Annotated in this window: 15 protein-coding genes and 1 other RNA gene; 7 read left to right on the top strand and 9 right to left on the bottom strand. The window is 25.8% G+C overall.

Annotation, left to right across the window (positions count from 1 at the left end; genetic code table 11):
* Positions 1 to 33: 33 nt before the first annotated feature.
* The 3 genes from AMYT_RS08485 to AMYT_RS08475 are packed head-to-tail and all read left to right on the top strand — an operon-like array spanning position 34 to position 2,161.
* Positions 34 to 360, top strand: a complete 327-nt coding sequence (locus AMYT_RS08485) for a hypothetical protein (RefSeq protein ID WP_114842120.1) — start codon at positions 34 to 36, stop codon at positions 358 to 360.
* The gene (locus tag AMYT_RS08480) at positions 353 to 1,531 is read left to right on the top strand and encodes an FAD-dependent oxidoreductase (protein ID WP_114842119.1); all 1,179 of its coding nucleotides are present in this window, start codon (positions 353 to 355) and stop codon (positions 1,529 to 1,531) included. Before AMYT_RS08485 ends, AMYT_RS08480 begins: the two co-directional genes overlap by 8 nt.
* A 42-nt stretch (positions 1,532 to 1,573) precedes the next feature.
* Positions 1,574 to 2,161 carry a hypothetical protein gene (locus AMYT_RS08475; protein ID WP_114842118.1) on the top strand — a complete coding sequence of 196 codons (588 nt, stop codon included), beginning with the start codon at positions 1,574 to 1,576 and terminating at the stop codon, positions 2,159 to 2,161.
* A 32-nt stretch (positions 2,162 to 2,193) separates the two neighbouring features.
* Here the strand turns inward: AMYT_RS08475 and AMYT_RS08470 are convergent, their stop codons facing one another.
* The 3 genes from AMYT_RS08470 to mltG all read right to left on the bottom strand — a co-directional run bounded on the left by AMYT_RS08470 (position 2,194) and on the right by mltG (position 6,152).
* Positions 2,194 to 2,487, bottom strand: a complete 294-nt coding sequence (locus AMYT_RS08470; protein ID WP_114842117.1) for a heavy-metal-associated domain-containing protein — start codon at positions 2,485 to 2,487, stop codon at positions 2,194 to 2,196.
* 144 nt (positions 2,488 to 2,631) lie between these two features.
* On the bottom strand, positions 2,632 to 4,842 hold the full coding sequence (locus AMYT_RS08465; RefSeq protein ID WP_114842116.1) for an NADP-dependent isocitrate dehydrogenase: 2,211 nt from the start codon (positions 4,840 to 4,842) through the stop codon (positions 2,632 to 2,634).
* A gap of 149 nt (positions 4,843 to 4,991) precedes the next feature.
* Positions 4,992 to 6,152, bottom strand: a complete 1,161-nt coding sequence (gene mltG, locus AMYT_RS08460; protein WP_114842115.1) for an endolytic transglycosylase MltG — start codon at positions 6,150 to 6,152, stop codon at positions 4,992 to 4,994.
* Between the two features lie 43 nt (positions 6,153 to 6,195).
* Between mltG and AMYT_RS08455 the strand changes: the two genes are divergently transcribed.
* Positions 6,196 to 8,961: a YhdP family protein gene (locus AMYT_RS08455; protein WP_162919491.1), complete on the top strand. Its 2,766-nt coding sequence runs from the start codon at positions 6,196 to 6,198 to the stop codon at positions 8,959 to 8,961.
* A gap of 14 nt (positions 8,962 to 8,975) precedes the next feature.
* Here AMYT_RS08455 and AMYT_RS08450 read toward each other — a convergent pair whose 3' ends face one another.
* Together AMYT_RS08450 and secA are read right to left on the bottom strand one after the other, a co-directional pair.
* Positions 8,976 to 10,181 (bottom strand): ABC transporter permease, encoded by a 1,206-nt coding sequence (locus AMYT_RS08450; RefSeq protein ID WP_114842113.1) that lies wholly within the window; start codon positions 10,179 to 10,181, stop codon positions 8,976 to 8,978.
* A gap of 1 nt (position 10,182) precedes the next feature.
* A complete protein-coding gene (gene secA, locus AMYT_RS08445) occupies positions 10,183 to 12,810 on the bottom strand; it encodes a preprotein translocase subunit SecA (protein WP_114842112.1) in 2,628 nt (875 codons plus the stop codon).
* A gap of 57 nt (positions 12,811 to 12,867) precedes the next feature.
* On the opposite strand from secA, the gene lolA reads away from it, so the two are divergent.
* Both lolA and rnpB read left to right on the top strand, forming a co-directional pair.
* The gene (gene lolA, locus AMYT_RS08440; RefSeq protein WP_114842111.1) at positions 12,868 to 13,392 is read left to right on the top strand and encodes a LolA-like outer membrane lipoprotein chaperone; all 525 of its coding nucleotides are present in this window, start codon (positions 12,868 to 12,870) and stop codon (positions 13,390 to 13,392) included.
* 30 nt (positions 13,393 to 13,422) lie between these two features.
* Positions 13,423 to 13,740: RNase P RNA component class A (gene rnpB, locus AMYT_RS08435), an RNA gene on the top strand.
* Here the strand turns inward: rnpB and AMYT_RS08430 are convergent.
* Positions 13,734 to 14,690: an HNH endonuclease gene (locus AMYT_RS08430; RefSeq protein ID WP_114842110.1), complete on the bottom strand. Its 957-nt coding sequence runs from the start codon at positions 14,688 to 14,690 to the stop codon at positions 13,734 to 13,736. The genes rnpB and AMYT_RS08430 overlap by 7 nt on opposite strands.
* Positions 14,691 to 14,821: 131 nt before the next feature.
* Positions 14,822 to 15,127 (bottom strand): hypothetical protein, encoded by a 306-nt coding sequence (locus AMYT_RS08425; RefSeq protein WP_114842109.1) that lies wholly within the window; start codon positions 15,125 to 15,127, stop codon positions 14,822 to 14,824.
* Between the two features lie 98 nt (positions 15,128 to 15,225).
* Here AMYT_RS08425 and AMYT_RS08420 point away from each other — a divergent pair, with 98 nt between their 5' ends.
* A complete protein-coding gene (locus tag AMYT_RS08420) occupies positions 15,226 to 15,639 on the top strand; it encodes a hypothetical protein (protein ID WP_114842108.1) in 414 nt (137 codons plus the stop codon).
* On the opposite strand, the gene AMYT_RS08415 is transcribed toward AMYT_RS08420, so the two are convergent.
* Together AMYT_RS08415 and AMYT_RS08410 are read right to left on the bottom strand one after the other, a co-directional pair.
* Positions 15,628 to 16,155: a leucyl/phenylalanyl-tRNA--protein transferase family protein gene (locus tag AMYT_RS08415; RefSeq protein WP_228197851.1), complete on the bottom strand. Its 528-nt coding sequence runs from the start codon at positions 16,153 to 16,155 to the stop codon at positions 15,628 to 15,630. The two genes, AMYT_RS08420 and AMYT_RS08415, sit on opposite strands and share 12 nt — an antisense overlap.
* A gap of 181 nt (positions 16,156 to 16,336) precedes the next feature.
* Positions 16,337 to 18,106 (bottom strand): ABC transporter ATP-binding protein, encoded by a 1,770-nt coding sequence (locus tag AMYT_RS08410; protein ID WP_114842106.1) that lies wholly within the window; start codon positions 18,104 to 18,106, stop codon positions 16,337 to 16,339.
* Between the last annotated feature and the right edge of the window lie 47 nt (positions 18,107 to 18,153).

The raw sequence follows: 18,153 nt of genomic DNA, 5'->3' as shown, positions 1-18,153 counted from the left end.
TTTTATCCAAAAAATAGTTAAATAGGTATGAAAATGTTTGAAAAAGAGGAATGGACACAAGAAGAGTTATATAAATATACAAAAATATTAGAAAAACAAGGTATAAAAGTTATTTTAATTGATACTATCTTAAAACCTCTTTGTAATATTGAAACTATTACTTATAATCCTTTTGAAATGAATACCATGCCTAAGGGAACAGTTTTTGTATTTTATTGTGATACAGGAAAAACTACTAAAGAAAGATTAAATTATTATAAAAATAAATTTAAAGAGTATAAATGTGTAAGTTTAAGAGGTGGAAGAGGTTATTGGCGACCAAATTATCAACTCTTAGAGGAGATTGAAAAAAATGTATAAAGAGTATGATTATGTGATAGTTGGTGCAGGTATTGCTGGATGTTGTGTCGCTTATTTTCTTAAGCAATATTCAAAATCTATACTATTACTTGATAAAAATAAAAAGTCTTGTTTAGGTGCAAGTGGTGCAGCAGGAGCTTTTTTATCTCCACTTCTTGGAAAACCAAATGAGTTTAAAGATTTAGTAACTACTTCTTTAAACTTTTCAACACAATTTTATAAAAATTTAGAAGAAGATGTTTTAAATAATTGTGGAGTTTGTAGAATCCCTAAAAATGAAGAAGATAAAGAAAAATTTGAAAGCTATAAACCTTATATTGATTTTGAATATGAAGAGTTAAATGAAGGATATTTTTTTAAAATTGGTTCTCAAATTACTCCAAATTTAGTTTGTAAATTGCTTACTAAAGAGTGCGAAAAACTTATGAATTATAAAGTTGAAGATTTACAACAAGATGCAAAAAAAAGTTGGATTATCAATAATGAAATTAAAGCAAAAAATCTAATTCTTACAACAGGAGCAAATACAAAACTTATAGAAGAAAAGTATTTTAATATTAGAGCTGTTTGGGGACAAAAAATAGATATAAAAACTTCAACTTTTAATAATATAAATTATCATAAAGAGTGTTCTGTATCTTTAGTTACAAAAACTTTTGATGATGGAAAGTATTTACTTTCTCTTGGGGCTACCCATCATAGATTTAACTGTGATAAAGAAATTTGTGATTATTGTATAGATAGTGTAAATATAAATAGTTGTGCTAAATGTTATACCAATGATATTACTTCAAAAGATTCTCAAAAACTAATAAATTTAGGAAATGATATTATTAAATTAAATGATGTAGAAGTTGTAGATATAAAAATAGGAGCTAGGGCTTGTAGTGTTGATTATTTTCCAATGGTAGGAAAATTAGTAGATTCAAAAGCAACAATTGAAAAATATCCCCACTTAGTAAATGGAAGTTTTATTACTGATGATAAATTATTAATGCTAGAAAATTTATATATTTTAAATGGAGTTGGGGGACGAGGATTTGTATTATCTCCTTATTTAGCCAATGAATTAGTGGAAAGTATAATTAATAATAAAAAGTTAGATGAAAATATTATTTCTAATAGATTGTTTAAAAGATGGGTTAAAAAATATAAGTTAAATAATGGTTAATAAAAATAAGCTAGAATTTTCAAAAATATTTAGGATGTAATGATGAAAAATATATTAAAACTAATTGTTTTAGGGATTATAGCTTTTGGAATTATTGTTTATGCAACGGCTGAAAAACCAGCTTCTGATAAACAAGTAGTTGTGAATAGTTCTTCTTTAAAAGTTGAAAATTTACCACAAGAGTTTGAACTAGTAGGTAAAGATACAAAAATTGCAAGAGATGAACTTTTTGAAGAGAAAGCTAAGACTTTAATAGTTGTGGGAAATCATGATTCATTAGCTGTTGTAAAAGATTTACCAAAATTTTATGAAATGGATATAGCTTATGTTATGGTAGCAAATATTTCAAGTGCTCCTTGGTTTGTAAAAAAGATGTTTATTCCTTCAAAACTTGAAGAATTAAATGCTGAAACTAATATTCCAATGATTTATGATTTTGAAGGAAATATGGTAAATGCATTAGCAGTTACAGATAATGCAAAAACTTCATATATAGCTTATTTAGTAAATGAAGATGGTAGTATTCTTGAAGTTGCAAAAGGAAATGTAAAAGAGGGTGCTTTAGATGGTACTATGAGTGAAGAAGAGAAAAAACAAGCTTTAGCTCCACTTGCAGCTTATTTAAAATAATTTAGAAGTAGCAATTTTAAATTGCTACTTTTTTATTTCTTATTTGTTGCTACGTTAAATTTTCCTATAGCACAAGACACAAAACTTTTTGCTGTTGTTGTAGCCTTTTCAAAACCACTTAATTCATCACTTGTTAAAGGATAACCTAAACTTCTAAGTTTAATTTTAAGATCTTCTTCTTTTGTCTCTTGTATATCAAGAGTAATTTGTCTTGGATGAACATCTAAATTAACTTCAATTTCTCCAAACTCTTCTTTTAATGAATTTATTAAAGTATTTGCACAACCACCACATTTTACATTATGTACTTCAAAAGTCTTTTTCATTTTATTCCTTTGTAGTTGTAATATTTGATTTACTTATATTAAGTTTGGGCAATTATAGCACTTTAGTTCTTGAAGTAATGTAAAGAAAAAAGGGGAAAAAGTAAAAAACTTTTTCCCCTTTAAAAGTTAGTAATTATTGAAAAATTATATAGAATCAATAATTGAGTTAAATGTAGCAGATGGTCTTAAAGCAATACTTGCTTTTTCATCATCTGGTAAATAGTATCCACCAATATCAGAAGCTTTACCATGTCCAGCCACTAACTCAGCAACTATTTTTTCTTCATTTTGTGCTAAAGCTTTTGCAACTGGCTCAAATTGTGCTTTTAATTGTGCATCATCATTTTGTGCAGCTAATTCTTCTGCCCAATATAAAGTTAAATAGAAGTGACTTCCTCTATTATCTATTGAACCTAATTTTCTAGCTGGTGATTTGTCATTTTCTAAGAATGTTCCAGTAGCTTTATCTAAAGTTGTAGCTAAAACTCTAGCTTTTTCATTATTTTGAGTGTTTGCTAAGTGTTCGAAAGAAGCAGCTAAAGCCATAAATTCACCTAATGAATCCCATCTTAAATAAGACTCTTCAACAAATTGTTGTACGTGTTTAGGAGCAGAACCTCCTGCACCAGTTTCAAATAATCCTCCACCATTCATTAATGGAACGATTGATAACATTTTTGCTGATGTTCCAAGCTCTAAAATAGGAAATAAGTCAGTATTATAATCTCTTAATACATTTCCTGTTACAGAAATAGTATCTAAACTTTTTCTCATTCTTTCTAAAGATTTTTTAGTAGCATCAAGTGGAGACATAATAGAAATATCAAGTCCTGTTAAATCATACTCTTTTAAGTATTCTTTTACTTTTTTAATAAGTTCTGCATCATGACCTCTATTTTCATCTAACCAGAAAATTGCAGGAGTATTTGATAATCTTGCTCTATTTACTGCTAATTTAACCCAATCTTTAATTGGTTCATCTTTAGTTTGGCACATTCTGAAAATATCACCATTTTCAACATCAAAGCTAAATACAACTTCTCCAGCTTTATTAGTAACTTTAATTTGTCCATCAGCTTTTGCTTGGAAAGTTTTATCATGGCTTCCATACTCTTCAGCTTTTTTAGCCATTAATCCAACATTTGGTACGCTTCCCATAGTTCTTGGATCTAATGCACCATTTTCTTTACAATCATCAATAACTGCTTGGTAAGTTGTTGCATAACATCTATCTGGAATCATTGCTAATGTATCTTCTTCTTTATCATTAGCATTCCACATTTTACCACCACCTTTAATCATAGCTGGCATAGAAGCATCAATAATTACATCTGAAGGAACATGTAAGTTAGTAATTCCTTTTGCAGAGTTTACCATAGCTAATCTTGGTTGTTTTTCATAAATAGCAGCAATATCAGCTTCAATTTCAGCTTTTTTAGCAGCATCTACTTTGTCTAAGTTAGCATATAAATCACCTAAACCATTATTAAAGTTAATTCCTAACTCATCAAATAATGCTCCGTGTTTTTCAATTAGTTCTTTAAAAAATACTTTTACTGCAAATCCAAACATAATTGGATCTGAAACTTTCATCATTGTAGCTTTTAAGTGTAAAGATAATAATACATCTTTTTCTTTAGCTTCATCAATAGATGCTTGATAGAACTCTTGTAAAGCTTTAGCTGACATAGTTGTTGCATCTACTACTTCACCTTTTTCTAATGGTAAAGAAGCTTTTAATACAGTTTCATTTCCTGCATTATCTACAAAAGTAATTTTAAAGTTATCTTCATTTTCTAATGTTGTTGAAACTTCAGAACCATAAAAATCATTTGCATTCATATGTGCTACATCAGTCTTTGAATCTTTTTTCCATTCACCCATTCTATGAGGATTGTTTTTTGCATAGTTTTTAACAGCTCCTGGAGCTCTTCTATCTGAGTTTCCTTCTCTTAATACTGGATTAACTGCACTACCTAAGATTTTTGCATATCTTGCAGTAATTTCTTCTGATTCGTCATAATTTGGTACGTTGTAACCTTTTGATTGTAACTCAGCAATTGCAGCTTTTAATTGTGGAATTGATGCAGAAATATTTGGTAATTTAATAATATTTGCATTTGGATCTTGTGTTAATTCCCCTAATAGAGCTAAATGGTCTTCAATTTTTTGCTCATCTGTTAAGTTTTCAGGGAAATTTGCGATAATTCTACCTGCTAATGAAATATCTTTTGAAACCATTTCAATATTAGAGCTTTTTGTAAAAGCTTTAATTATAGGTAAAAAAGAATATGTAGCCAATGCTGGCGCTTCATCAACTTTTGTATAGATTATCTGTGATTTTTGTTGTGTCATGTTTCTTCCTCAAGTTTTAGTTCAATTTATTTGGGTTAAATTAACCAAATTCAAATGTAAATAATAATAACATTTGTTTATTTGATAGCTTTTAAAAATGGATTGCTATTTTAAGAGAATAACAGTTTTGTTTCATAATTTCACAAAAATTATTTAACATTTTCCCAAAGAGATTTAATAGAAGAAGAATTTGTTTTTTTATTTTCATCAGGAAAGACAGAAGCTTCATTTTTTGGGCTTGTTAAGCTATTTTTACTCTCACTTTTCTTTTTAATTTCTTCTGTTTTTTCTTTTGTTTTATTATTTAAATTTTTTTTAATAATTCTATTTATGTTGATATTTGTAATATGTTCTTTATATGTTTTTGAAAAAGTGTGTAACCCTGTTTTTTCATTTTTTACAAAATATAAGTAATCTGTTTTAGCTGGAAAAATTGCTGCTTTAATAGCAGCAATATTAACAGCACAAACTGGATTGTCTGGTAAACCATTAGTTTTATAAGTATTATAAGAAGTATTATCTTCTCTAATCCTTTGAGCTGTTATTTTTATATGAGAATATTTTCCATAGTTTAATGTTCCATCCATTTGTAATTTCATACCTTTTTTTAATCTATTATGAATAACACTTGAAACTATTGGCATCTCTTTTTCATTTGCAGCTTCTTTTTGAATTACAGAAGCTAAAGTAATATAGTAATACCATCTTTTTTTATCATATTCTCCAAAGATTTTTTTTGAGATTTCTTCATACTGTTTATTTGTATTTGAAAATAAATAAAAAAGTAAATGGTCTTCTTTCATACCATATGGTAAAGAATAGGTATCTGCTAATATATTACCATCTTCTTTATAGGCATATTTCTCATAAATATTTTGAAGCTTTTGTCTTGAAAGATTCATTTTTTGGGCAATATCATCTAAAAAAATATAAGCAGTTTCCCCTGGAATTAATGTTATATTTTTAAGTGCAGCTTTTGAAGTTGTAATTTTATATAAAAAATCAGCTTTAGTTAAATAGTTTTGTTTTATATCTATCCATCCACTTTGAGGATAACCTAAAAAACGAAGATATATACTATCTATAATATTTAATTCATAACCTGATTTATCTAAATATGTTATAATACTATTAGTTGAGCCTTTAGGTATAAAAATTACTCTTGTAGTACTTAAGGGTAGACTTAAATAAAAAAGTATAATTATAGATAAGACAAGGATAAGTTCAGTAATGTCAAATAAAATTAAAGTTTTTTTTACTCTACTTGTCTGTTTTGTTTTTGCATTTGTTTTTTTCTTATTTTCTGGCATAAAAATTGATTCAATCTCTTTTGGTGAAGTTTCAGTTTCGAAATTGTATATTAAATTTGATAAAAAACTTATTGTAGATATAAAACAGCTAAAATACGAGTCTAAAAAATCTCAAGTAAATAACTCAATAGAAGATTTAAAAACAAATATAAAAAAGCTACCTTCACTATTAAAATATTTTCAAGAAATAAATATAGATAGCTTAAAAATAAATGATAATGAATTTACAATCTTTTTTAATGAAAGACATCTTTATTTAGATAATAAGCATATAAATCTTTCAACAAAAGTAGAAGTTCATTCTCAAACGATAAAATTAAATCTATATTCACTATATTTAAAAGATTTAAAAATTCTTTTAAATGGTAAATTTAAAGTTAATATGCATAAAGAAGTTGCTAATTTTGTAGGAGATTATGCTTATAAAGATTTAAGTGGTGAATTTAATATTCAAGCAGATGAAAATTTTATTGATTTTTATGTAAATACAAATGAAGTAAAAGATATAAAATTTGTAAGAGATTTTGTAAGATTGCCAGCTGAAGCAGAAAAGTGGATGTATGATAATGTTACAGGAAAGATGAAACTAAACTATTTTTATGGGAAATTAAATACTTCAAATTTTTATCCAGTATTAGAAAGTTTTAAAGGTAATGCTACAATTGAAGATGCAAAAATAAGATTTCATAAAAATGCAAAAGTTGTAGATACTAAAAAGCTTACAGTTGATTATAAAGATGATAAATTACTTTTTTCTATGCAAGAGCCTTCATATGATACTACTAAAATCTATGGTAGTTCGGTTGTAATAAATAATCTAACAAGTGAAGCAAAAGGTGAAGTGGTTGTAGATATTAAAACAAAAAGTGCATTAAATAGAGATATTTTAGATATTTTAAAAGCATATAATATTACTTTGCCTTTAATTCAAACAAAAGGAACAACAGATTCAAGTTTTACTTTAGTAGTACCATACCTTATAAAAAAAGGTATGAAAACAACAGGAAAGTTTTTAGCAAAAGATGCAGTTTTTAAACTTCAAAACTTTGAGTTTGAAGCCAAAAATGCTGATGTGGAATTAAAAGGTGCAAATGTAATAATTAAAAACTCTTATGTTAAGCATAAAGAGATGTTTGAGGGAGTTTTAAATTTAAATATAAATACAAATAGTTCAACTGCAAAAGGTGATGTAAATTTAAGTAAGGTTCTAATACAAAGCTCTTCTGATAAGATAATTGATACAAAAGATATAAAAAGTGATATTTTAGTAGATTTTAAAAATAATACAGTTTTACAATTTCCTACTTTAAAAACAAACTTAGAGATAAAAAAAGATAATATCTTAATCTCTTTAGCTGATTTAGCTTTGATTTATGAACACTCTTCTTTATTAAAAAAGCTTGATATTAAAAAAGGAAATATAAGCCTAGATTTAATAGATGAAAATAATATTACTTTTAAAGCCTTTTTAGATGAGTTGAATTTTCCAATAGAAAAAGACTTAAAACCAATTAAAAAACTTGAAATTACAGGTCTTATTAAAAATGAAAACTTATATATAAATGGGACTAATTATCATATTATTTTAGAAAGTATTAAAAATAAAAGTATAAAACTTTTTTTTAAAGATATTGATTTAAATATTGATACTAAAAAAGTAGATACTACTTCTATAAAACAAGATTTAATACTAATCCTTGAAAACTCAAAAATAAAAGTTGATAAGGATAGCTATTTAGCTTCAAAAGCTAATATAAATTTAGATTCAAATAAAGTAGAGTTTAAAGGAAAATTCTCCAATTTAGAGTTACCACTTTTTAGTAATAATAAAAAAGTTGAATCTTTAGATATTGTTGGAACTTATACTTATAAAAATAAAAATTTAGCTATTAATACAACTGATAAAAAAATAGCTCTTATTATTAAAGATAATAGTGATGTATCTTTAAATTTAAAAGATTATGATTTATTATTTGATACAACTAAACAAAATGATATATCAAACTTAAAAAGAGTTATTTTAAAAGCTAAAAACTCAAATATTATAATAAATAATAAATATACTTTATTATCTAAAGAGTACACTTTTGAGTATTCTAAAAACTTACAAAAGTTCTTATCTTTATATAAAGATTCTCAAATTACTTATTCTAAAAAGAATGAAGATATTGTTTTAAGAGCAAATAATTTAAATGATAAATTGATAAATAGCTTAGCAAATAAAGAATTAATAACAGGTGGAAAAGTTGTTCTTGTAGCTTCTGGAAAAGATAATCTTTTAAAAGGAAAACTATTTTTAAGTGAAAATAATATTAAAGGTTTATCAATTTTAACAAACCTAATAACTTTAATAAATACTTCACCTGCTTTAATAAATCCACTACTTGCAATACCTTCAATTGCCTCAATGGCAACTAATAAAGGTTTTGTTGTAAATGGTTATAAAGTAAATGATGGATATGTTGATTTTGAATATAACTTTGATACAAAATATTTAGATATGACAAAAATAGTAACAGTTGGAAATGGGATTGATTTTGATGGTAAAGCTGCAATTGATTTTGATACAAATTTAATTGATGCAAAAATAAATCTTATTTTCTTTAAAGGTTATACTAGTGTTGTAAACTCTATACCTGTTTTAAACTATGTACTTTTAGGAGATAATAAAAGAGTAGAAACAGAAGTTGAAATAACTGGAACTTTAGATGAGCCTAAAATTAAATCAAATGTAGCACAAGATTCAATAAATGCTCCTGTTAATGTTATAAAAAGAATTATAACTTCGCCTATTAAACTATTTGAATAGTTAGAAAACTCTAACTATTCATTTCTTAATACATCAATTACATCAATATTTGTAGCTTTTTTAGCTGGATAATATGAAGATAAAATCACAATAATTGCTGCACCAATAACAATAGAGATAAAATCAAGAGTATCTAAATCCAATGGAAGTTTTGAAGTACCATAAACATCTGCAGGTAGTGAGATAACCTCAAAAGTATCAAGTATCCACATACCTGAAAAACCTAAAGCAATACCTACTAAAATTCCAGAAAAACCTATAATAGTACCTAATCTTAAAAAGATAGACTTTATCTCTTTAGAGCTAGCTCCCATAGATAAAAGTAGGGCAATTTCTTTTCTTCTACTCATAACTGTCATTAAAAGTGAAGATATTATATTAAGTGAAGCAACTAGAATAATTAGCATTAAAACTATAAATAAAGCTTTTTTTTCCATTTCCATTGCTGCAAAAAAGTTTCCATTTTGTTGCCACCAACCAATAATCCCAACGCCATCTTCAATTAGATTTTTTCTTAAAAATTCTATATCTTTAAAAGCATCATTTGAATATACATGTATTCCATCATAGCTATTTGAATCTTTTTTTAAAATTGTTTGTAAGGCTTCAATTGAAGTATAAATATAAGCTTTATCATATGCATGAAGACCAGAGCTAAAGGCACTCTCATAAGTAAATCTTTTCATTTTAGGCATCATTGAAAATCCACTTGGATTTAATGAAGTAAAATATAAAGTTACTTTATCTCCTGTAAAAAGCATAAGTTCATCTCTTATTCCTTGCCCCACAACTAAATCATATTTTTTAAGTTTGTCTTTTTCAATAGCTTCTTTATAAATAGAGTTTATTTCTGCTTCTTTTTCTTGAATTACTCCAAAGATAACTGCTCCACTCATTTTATCACCATTTTGAATTATAGCTTGTGAAGAAATATATGGAGAAAATTTTAAATTTGGGAAGTTTTTTTCTAGCTTTTCTAATAGGGTTTTATCAACACTATTTTGATATTTTGGATAGATTGAAAGAGGATAGTTCATAGTAAAAAGTTTACTTTCAAACTCTTTTGCTGTTCCATTCATAATGGCCATAGAGATTATAAGAACCATTACACCAATAGCAACACCAATAAATGCCAAGATGGCACTTACTGATATAAAAGGGTTTTTTTTGTCAAATCTTAAATATTTTTTGACTATAAAATTTACTAACTTTTTATTCAAATTAGTTTCCTGCTGCTAAACCTCTTTTAGGTCCACTTTTCCCACAACAATTTTTATATTTTTGCCCAGAACCGCAAGGACAAGGTTCATTTCTTGCAATTTTCTTTTCTTTTCTTTCTATAGTTTTATCTTCATTTTCATCAAGATTTGTTTGAATTTTTTCATTTATCTCTTCCATTGAAGCTTTCATTCTTTCAATTGCTTCTTGTTCTTTTTTTGCATCTTCTGAACTTTGTAATCTAATAGTAAATAAAACTTTGATAATTTCATTTTTAATAGAAGCAATTAAATCAATAAACATATTATATGATTCTTTTTTATACTCGACCAATGGGTCTTTTTGGTTATATCCTCTAAGTCCAATACCAGTTTTAAGAGTATCCATAGAGTATAAATGCTCTCTCCATGCATTATCTAAAATTTGTAAGTATAAAATTCTTTCAATTTCACTTTTTTGTTCAGGTGCTGCTATACTCATCTTATCTTCATAGATAGTTTTTAGCATAGTAGTTAATTTTTCTTCTAATTGTTCAAAAGATTGCGAAGTTAAATCTTCTTTTGAAATTTCTAAATTTAACTCTTCTCTTAATTTAGCAATAACTAAATCATAGTTGTAATCTTCACTTGGCATACCATTGATAATCTCTGCTTCGCTTAGAAGATTTAATACATATTCTCTTCTATTTTCATCAAGTTTTGAGTTAATATCAAATTCAGGATTTAATAAGTCATTTCTAAAATTATAGATAACTTTTCTTTGTTCATTTGCAACATCATCATATTCTAATAGATGTTTTCTACTTTCAAAGTGCATTGATTCAACTTTTTTCTGAGCATTTTCAACTGCTCTTGTAACCATTTTAGACTCAATATGTTCACCTTCTTCAATACCAAGTCTTTCCATAATAGCTTTAATTTTATCACTTCCAAAGATTCTAAGTAAGTTATCTTCTAATGAAAGATAGAATTGTGATTCACCCACATCTCCTTGTCTTCCTGATCTTCCTCTTAATTGGTTGTCAATTCTTCTACTCTCATGTCTTTCTGTACCAATAATAGCAAGTCCACCAAGCTCTAAAGTTTCCTTTGTTAGCTTAATATCAACACCTCTACCTGCCATATTTGTAGCAATTGTTACTGCACCTTTTTCACCAGCTTTTTCAATAATTTTTCCTTCTTTTTCATGCTGTTTTGCATTTAATACAGTGTGAGGAATTTTTTCTTTTGTTAAAAGAGTATGTAAAAGTTCAGATTTTTCAATAGAAGCAGTACCTACTAATACTGGTTGTCCTTTTTGATGGTATTCTTTGATTTTTGTACAAACTGCGTTGAATTTTTCTCTTTCACTTTTATAAATTAAGTCATTTCTATCAATTCTTGCAACAGCAAGATTTGTAGGAATAGAAACAACATCTAAATTATAAATCTCTGCAAACTCTGTAGCTTCTGTTTGTGCTGTACCTGTCATACCTGCTAATTTTTCATACATTCTAAAGTAATTTTGGAATGTTATATCTGCAAGTGTTTGAGACTCTTCTTGAATTGCAACACCTTCTTTTGCTTCTAAGGCTTGGTGAAGTCCATCACTAAACCTTCTACCTTCACTTAATCTTCCAGTAAATTCATCTACAATAATTACTTCATTATCTTTTACTACATAATCAACATCTTTTACAAATAAATAATTTGCTTTTAATGCTTGGTCAAGGTTATGAGATAACATAGCATTTTCTAATGAATAAAGGTTATCTACTTCAAATAACTCTTCTGCTTTTGCTATTCCTTGGTCTGTAAGTAGAATAGTTCTATTTTTTTCATCAACTGTAAAATCACCTGTTGAATATGGTTTTTCATCAGCAGATTTAGGCTCAATTAATTCACCTTTTTCAAGTTTTAAAGCAATTTCATTTGCTTTTACATAATTTACATTTTTATGATTTGTAGGTCCTGAAATAATAAGTGGAGTTCTTGCTTCATCAATTAAAATAGAATCAACTTCATCTACGATTACAAAATTATGTTCTCTTTGAACTTTTTCAGTTATATCTAAAGTCATATTTGATCTTAAGTAATCAAAAGCAAATTCATTATTTGTTCCATATGTTATATCGCAAATGTATTGCTCTTTTCTTAACATATCATCTTTTAATTCACCTAAAATAACCCCAACGCTATACCCAAAGAAGTTATATAGTTTGCTCATTTCATTAGCATCTCTTTGTGCTAAGTAGTCATTTACTGTTACAACATGTACACCTTTTCCTGTCATTGCATTTAAAATAACTGGTAAAGTTGCAACTAATGTTTTACCTTCCCCTGTTTTCATCTCTGCAATTCTTCCATCATGTAAAACCATACCACCTATTAGCTGTACATCATGGTGTCTCATACCAAGGATTCTTTTACTTGCTTCTCTTGTAATAGCAAAAGAGTCATTTAACACATCATTTAAACTTTTTTCATTATTTAATACTGCTTGCTTTAACTCTTCAAAACAATTTTGAAGCTCTTCATCACTTAGTTTTTCATATTTACTTTCAAGGCTTGTAATAGCATTTGCTCTTTTTCTATATTTTTTTACTTCTCTATCATTTTTATTACCAAATATCTTTGCAAATACATTTAACATAAAATAAATTCCTTTTTGTTATAATCGTTAAGATTATATAAAAATTAAGGTTAAAGTATGTTTTATAGGTTTATTTTTATTTTAGGTTTGTTTTTTTCTTTTTTAAATGCAAATATTTTTACAGATATAAAAAGTTTTAAAGCACAATTTATTCAAACAATAACAAATAGTTCTAGTAGTAATATTGAATATAAAGGTGAAGTTTTTATAAAGAGTAATGGTAAGATTTTATGGAAGTATAAAACTCCTGTTATAAAAAATGTATATATTAATCAAAACTTTGCAATAGTTGATGAACCTGAGTTAGAGCAAGCTATCTTTACTTCGCTTGAAAGAGAAATAAATATTATTAAGCTTTTAAATAATGCCAAAAAAATAGATGAAAATAATTATAAAGCAAAGGTTTATAATATAGAATATAATATTTTTGTAAAAAATAATCAAATCTCTTCTATTTCATATAGTGATGAACTTGAAAATAAAGTGCTAATTAGTTTCTTTGATATTCAACAAAATATAGTAATAGATGATATGATTTTTAAATTTGCTGCACCTGATTATTATGATATTATAAGAAAATAAAGAAATATTGGGTAATATTTCATAACTTTTTAGGTACAACAGACGATAGCTTTTTATAAAGAGGAAAGTCCGAGCTGCTGTGAAGTATGGTTCCATTTAACGAATGGCTAGAGTAATCTAAGGGATAGTGCAACAGAAATTAAACCGCCCCTTTGGGGTAAGGGTGAAACGGTGAGGTAAGAGCTTACCAGACTTTTAAGTAATTTTAAGTGCTTTGTAAACCCAACCTGCAGCAAGAAGAGTGTGGTATAAACTTCACAAATTTGCTCTTCGCTAGAGTGCTAGAGTGATTTAGCAAGTAGATAAATTATCGTCAAAACAAAACTCGGCTTATGTTGTGCCTAGAAGTTATATTGTTCTCTATGCCTTTGTAAATAAAATTTATGATTAGATTTCAACCCTTCTATTTTTGTATTTATATCAATCCCTAATTGTTTAATAATATTTTTATCAAAAGATTTATGTATTAATAATTCTCCTTCATCCGAAAAAGAGATAAATCCTTTATCAAATAATTTATCTATATTTGGAGTAAGAGGTAAACCATTATATTTATCAAGCTTTTCTTCATCATTTGAAAGTTGCCAAGAAACAATATGTGAAGCTATTAAAAGTTCTTTATTTTTTACTTTAGTAACAGGACAAGTATTATTCCATAAATTTAGTACTTCTTCTCTAAATATTCCTTGACCAACTCTTGCTTTTACAATAGCTTCTCTTTGTCTTATATCTGGTTTTTTTCTTGATTTATTTTCATTTACTCTATCATAAATATCTATTGATTTATCTCCAATATAATCAAGAATTAATGCTCCAGCACCTTTGGGAAGATATATTAAATATTGTTGGGTAATACCTTCTGTCTTTGTAAAAAGTTTTGGACTACATTGTTCATTGTAAAAAAGTTTAAATTCTTCTTTAAAAATATCTCTATTTATAGGAGTTTCTAAAATAATTAAATCTACTTCAATTTTATAACCTTCTTTTTTCCAATTTTCATAAGTTATATCTTCAGGTTTTTCATTTTTATATGCATTAGTTGTTGCAATTGCAATAAAGTGAATTTTTTTATCAAATTGACAAAATAATATATCACCTTTTTTTACTTCTGGAACATGTTTCCAACCTGCATTAATTGTTTTTGTTTTGCCATCTTTTAAATATGTATAAGCAGGAGCCCATAAAAATTTTTTTTCTTCAACTTCTTTTTTTGATTTACCAATATTTACCCAATAATAATTAATATCATTTTGTTCTGTCATATTTGGGTTTATATTATTAGAGGATTTTTCTTTCATAAAAACTTTCTTTTATAGATTTTAATAAAATTATTTTTATAATTGTGTCTAAAAAATATAAAAGAAATAATTAAAAATATTAAAAAAATAGATTTTTATTGTTAAAGTTAAATATAGTAACTTTAAAAAAACTATTTACCTAAAAACTTATTATAAAAAGCAGAGTAGGGATAAGAACCTTCGAAATTTTCTACTTCAAGATACACTTTTTGTTTTATATAAGTACAAAGTTCTTCTTTATCTTGTGAGGGGTTAGCATTGTATAAGCCTACACATAAAGCATAAGAATCAGCTAAAGCTTGTAGCTCTATTTTTTTTTGTTCATATAAATATAACTCTTTTTTTAAATTATAAGAGAAATATTCAATAAAGACATAAGCCAATGCAAAACCAATAAAAGATGAAATTATAGATATTTTAATATATTTTTTTGCCATATGGAATAATACTAAAAAAATTTAAATTAATAAATAAATTTGTAAATTTATATAAATAAAGATATTATTCTTTTATATTAATTAAAAAAGAAGTATATATGAAAAGAAGTTTAGCTTTTTTAGCATTTGTTCCTTTTTTCTTTACTGCTTGTAGTAATAAAAGTTTTACATATAATAATACTTTAGAAAAACCTACATATATTGTTTCTAAAAGATATTGCATAGACTCAAAACTTTTACTTTCATATTCAAAAGAAAATATTAATACAATGTTAGAAAAAGAAGTTAAACAAGATACTTTATTTGATTTTTTAAATGAGACAAGCTTTTCAAATGATTCATATGAAGAATTATTATCTATAAATAGAGTAAATATAGATAAAGAAGATAGATATTACACTGATGATTTTGATAATTACTGCATAGATTTTCAAGTATCTGTTTCAAATCCTTCAAATTTTTTTGAGGATATAAACTTAGAAGAATATGCTCAAGCCCAATCAGATATTTAACCCTCTTGCTTCTTGCCAAATATTTAAAAATTCCTCTCTATTAAGTATTTCAGCTCCTAAATCAAATTTGTATTTCATATATGGATGTCCTAAATTCCAAAATTTATAACTATTTTTTTGTAAATATTTTGCTAAAAGTACAAGTTGTAATTTTCCATAATTATTAAAGCTTTTATCTTTTTTACAAAAGCCACTTAAACTTGTATATGTTGCACCTATTTTATATCCTATCTCTCCTGCAACTAGTTCTTTATCTTTTGAGTAAACTTCACTAGTAAAAATTTTAAAATCAATTTCACTTTTATACTCTTTTAAATTTAAAAGGGTTTGTTTATATTTTTTTATTATCCAAGAATCTTTATGTATTTTTGCTATTTGTTCTATTACTTCTTCATAATTTTTATTAATTTTAAATTCAAACTCATTTTCTTTTAAAAGTTTTTTTACTTTTTTAGGAATATGAAGATTTTCAAAATATAAAACTGCATAATCAAATTGAATCTCAGGTAAAATCACAAAGTTTTCTTTTTCTTCATAAGAAATAGATATAAAGCCTTCATATGCTGCTTTTACATAAAATTCATTTGAAAAATCATCACTATAATAGTAGTTTTTATTTTTATTTTTATATATTTCTTCTAAAATTTCTTTATTTTTTAAACACTCTATTGAAATATAATCTATAATTTTAAATCCTTTATATCAATTGATTTTTTACAAATTTAGTATAGTGTCCTTCTACTTTTTCTAACTCTTCATGAGTTCCTGTTTGTACAAGCTCACCTTCTTCTAAAACATAGATTTTTTTAGCATTTTTTACTGTACTTAATCTATGAGCAATTGTAATAACTGTTTTATTCTCTAAAATAGGTTTTAAAGCATCAAATAGTTTTGTTTCAGTAGGTACATCAAGTGCAGAAGTTGATTCATCAAAGATTACAACTTTTGGGTTTGCTATTATCATTCTTGCTATTGATAATCTTTGCCTTTGTCCTCCACTTAATCTAATACCATGTTTTCCCACAATAGTATCTAATCCTTTTGGCATTTTATCAATATTTTCTTTTAATTGTGCAATTTCTAATGCTTTATAAATTTCTAAATCATCAATTTTATCATTTCCCATTGTAATATTAAATCTTAGAGTATTATTAAAAAGAATAGGCATTTGTAAAACTAAAAATATATTATCTCTTATGGATTCTTTATTTAATTCTTCTATTTTTATATTATTATAAAGCAATTCTCCAGAATTTTTTGTATAAAAACTTGCAATTATTTGAGCTAGTGTAGTTTTTCCACTTCCACTAGCTCCAATTAAAGCTATTTTATCTTTTGGCTGTATTTTTAAAGAGATGTTTTTTAAAGTCTCTTTTTCACTATTGTAACTAAAGAAAAGATTTCTAAGTTCAATACTAAAATCATTTTGTTTAGAAAGTAAAGTATTACCACTTGTTTCCATTTTTAATTCTAAAATCTTATTTATTCTTTCTAAAGCTGCTTTTGCTTGTGCATATGAGTATTGCATTGATAAAATATCTTGTACCGGAGTCATAATAAACCAAATATATCCAAACATAGCAAACATCATACCAATACTTAAATCACTATAAGCTACCATAAGAAGTCCTGCTGCTCTTAATATTTCAAAAGCAGCTAAAAAGATAGTAAAAGAAAATCTTTCATAAGCAATACTTTTATAATTAAACTCATTTGAGGTATCTTTTACTTGCTTTGCTCTTTTTATGCTCTGTGTAAAAAAATATCTTTCTTTATTGCTTGCTTTTATTTGCCCAAAAAGTTCTAAAACTTCTCCAAGATTATTTTGAAATTTTTCAATAGCACTATTTTCTTCTTTTTTTAAAGTTCCTACACTTTTTGCAATTTTTTTTGAAAGTATCATAATTATAGGTTGAATAATTAATATCATTAATCCTAAAATAGGGTGTATAGCTATAAGTACAAAAGAGACTGCAATTAAAGTTAAAATTGATGCTATAAATTTACTTGCACCTGTAATAATAAAGTTATCTAGTGTATTTACATCTGTTATTAGATTTGCTGCAATTGCTCCACTTCCTAAAGTTTCATATTCATTCATACATACATTTTTTAAATGATTTAAAAGCTTCTCTCTAATTTTAAAAGTAATATATTTAGCAATAGAAGTAAAAAGTTTTGTAATAATTGCACTAAATAAAAAATGTATAAACCTTAAAAATATTACACAAATAGTGACAATGGCAATATAATAAAAAGCACTTCCCTTACCTATTAAAGTATTAATATTATTTACAAAAAAATCTGGTTTATTTAATAATACTTCATCTACAAGTGCAGGGAGCATTAATGGAATTGGAATACTAATTAAAATAGCAATAATAGTGATAATTTGACCTATAATTAAATGCTTTTTTTTATTAAGAAGTAAAGTCCAAAGATATTTGAAGGTTATTTGATTATTCATTAATAGTCCATATATATTTTTATAAACTTTTACTATAAAAATATTAA

Source organism: Malaciobacter mytili LMG 24559 (assembly GCF_003346775.1).
Classification (GTDB): domain Bacteria; phylum Campylobacterota; class Campylobacteria; order Campylobacterales; family Arcobacteraceae; genus Malaciobacter; species Malaciobacter mytili.
This window is presented reverse-complemented; position numbering and strand designations above follow the sequence as displayed.

Bases quoted from the DNA above. Each gene is read 5' to 3' on its own strand.
- AMYT_RS08465 (WP_114842116.1), bottom strand. From the start codon at position 4,842: ATGACACAACAAAAATCACAGATAATCTATACAAAAGTTGATGAAGCG.
- AMYT_RS08430 (WP_114842110.1), bottom strand. From the start codon at position 14,690: ATGAAAGAAAAATCCTCTAATAATATAAACCCAAATATGACAGAACAA.
- AMYT_RS08485 (WP_114842120.1), top strand. From the start codon at position 34: ATGTTTGAAAAAGAGGAATGGACACAAGAAGAGTTATATAAATATACA.
- lolA (WP_114842111.1), top strand. From the start codon at position 12,868: ATGTTTTATAGGTTTATTTTTATTTTAGGTTTGTTTTTTTCTTTTTTA.
- AMYT_RS08475 (WP_114842118.1), top strand. From the start codon at position 1,574: ATGAAAAATATATTAAAACTAATTGTTTTAGGGATTATAGCTTTTGGA.
- AMYT_RS08410 (WP_114842106.1), bottom strand. From the start codon at position 18,106: ATGAATAATCAAATAACCTTCAAATATCTTTGGACTTTACTTCTTAAT.
- AMYT_RS08425 (WP_114842109.1), bottom strand. From the start codon at position 15,127: ATGGCAAAAAAATATATTAAAATATCTATAATTTCATCTTTTATTGGT.
- AMYT_RS08420 (WP_114842108.1), top strand. From the start codon at position 15,226: ATGAAAAGAAGTTTAGCTTTTTTAGCATTTGTTCCTTTTTTCTTTACT.
- AMYT_RS08480 (WP_114842119.1), top strand. From the start codon at position 353: ATGTATAAAGAGTATGATTATGTGATAGTTGGTGCAGGTATTGCTGGA.
- secA (WP_114842112.1), bottom strand. From the start codon at position 12,810: ATGTTAAATGTATTTGCAAAGATATTTGGTAATAAAAATGATAGAGAA.
- AMYT_RS08470 (WP_114842117.1), bottom strand. From the start codon at position 2,487: ATGAAAAAGACTTTTGAAGTACATAATGTAAAATGTGGTGGTTGTGCA.
- mltG (WP_114842115.1), bottom strand. From the start codon at position 6,152: ATGCCAGAAAATAAGAAAAAAACAAATGCAAAAACAAAACAGACAAGT.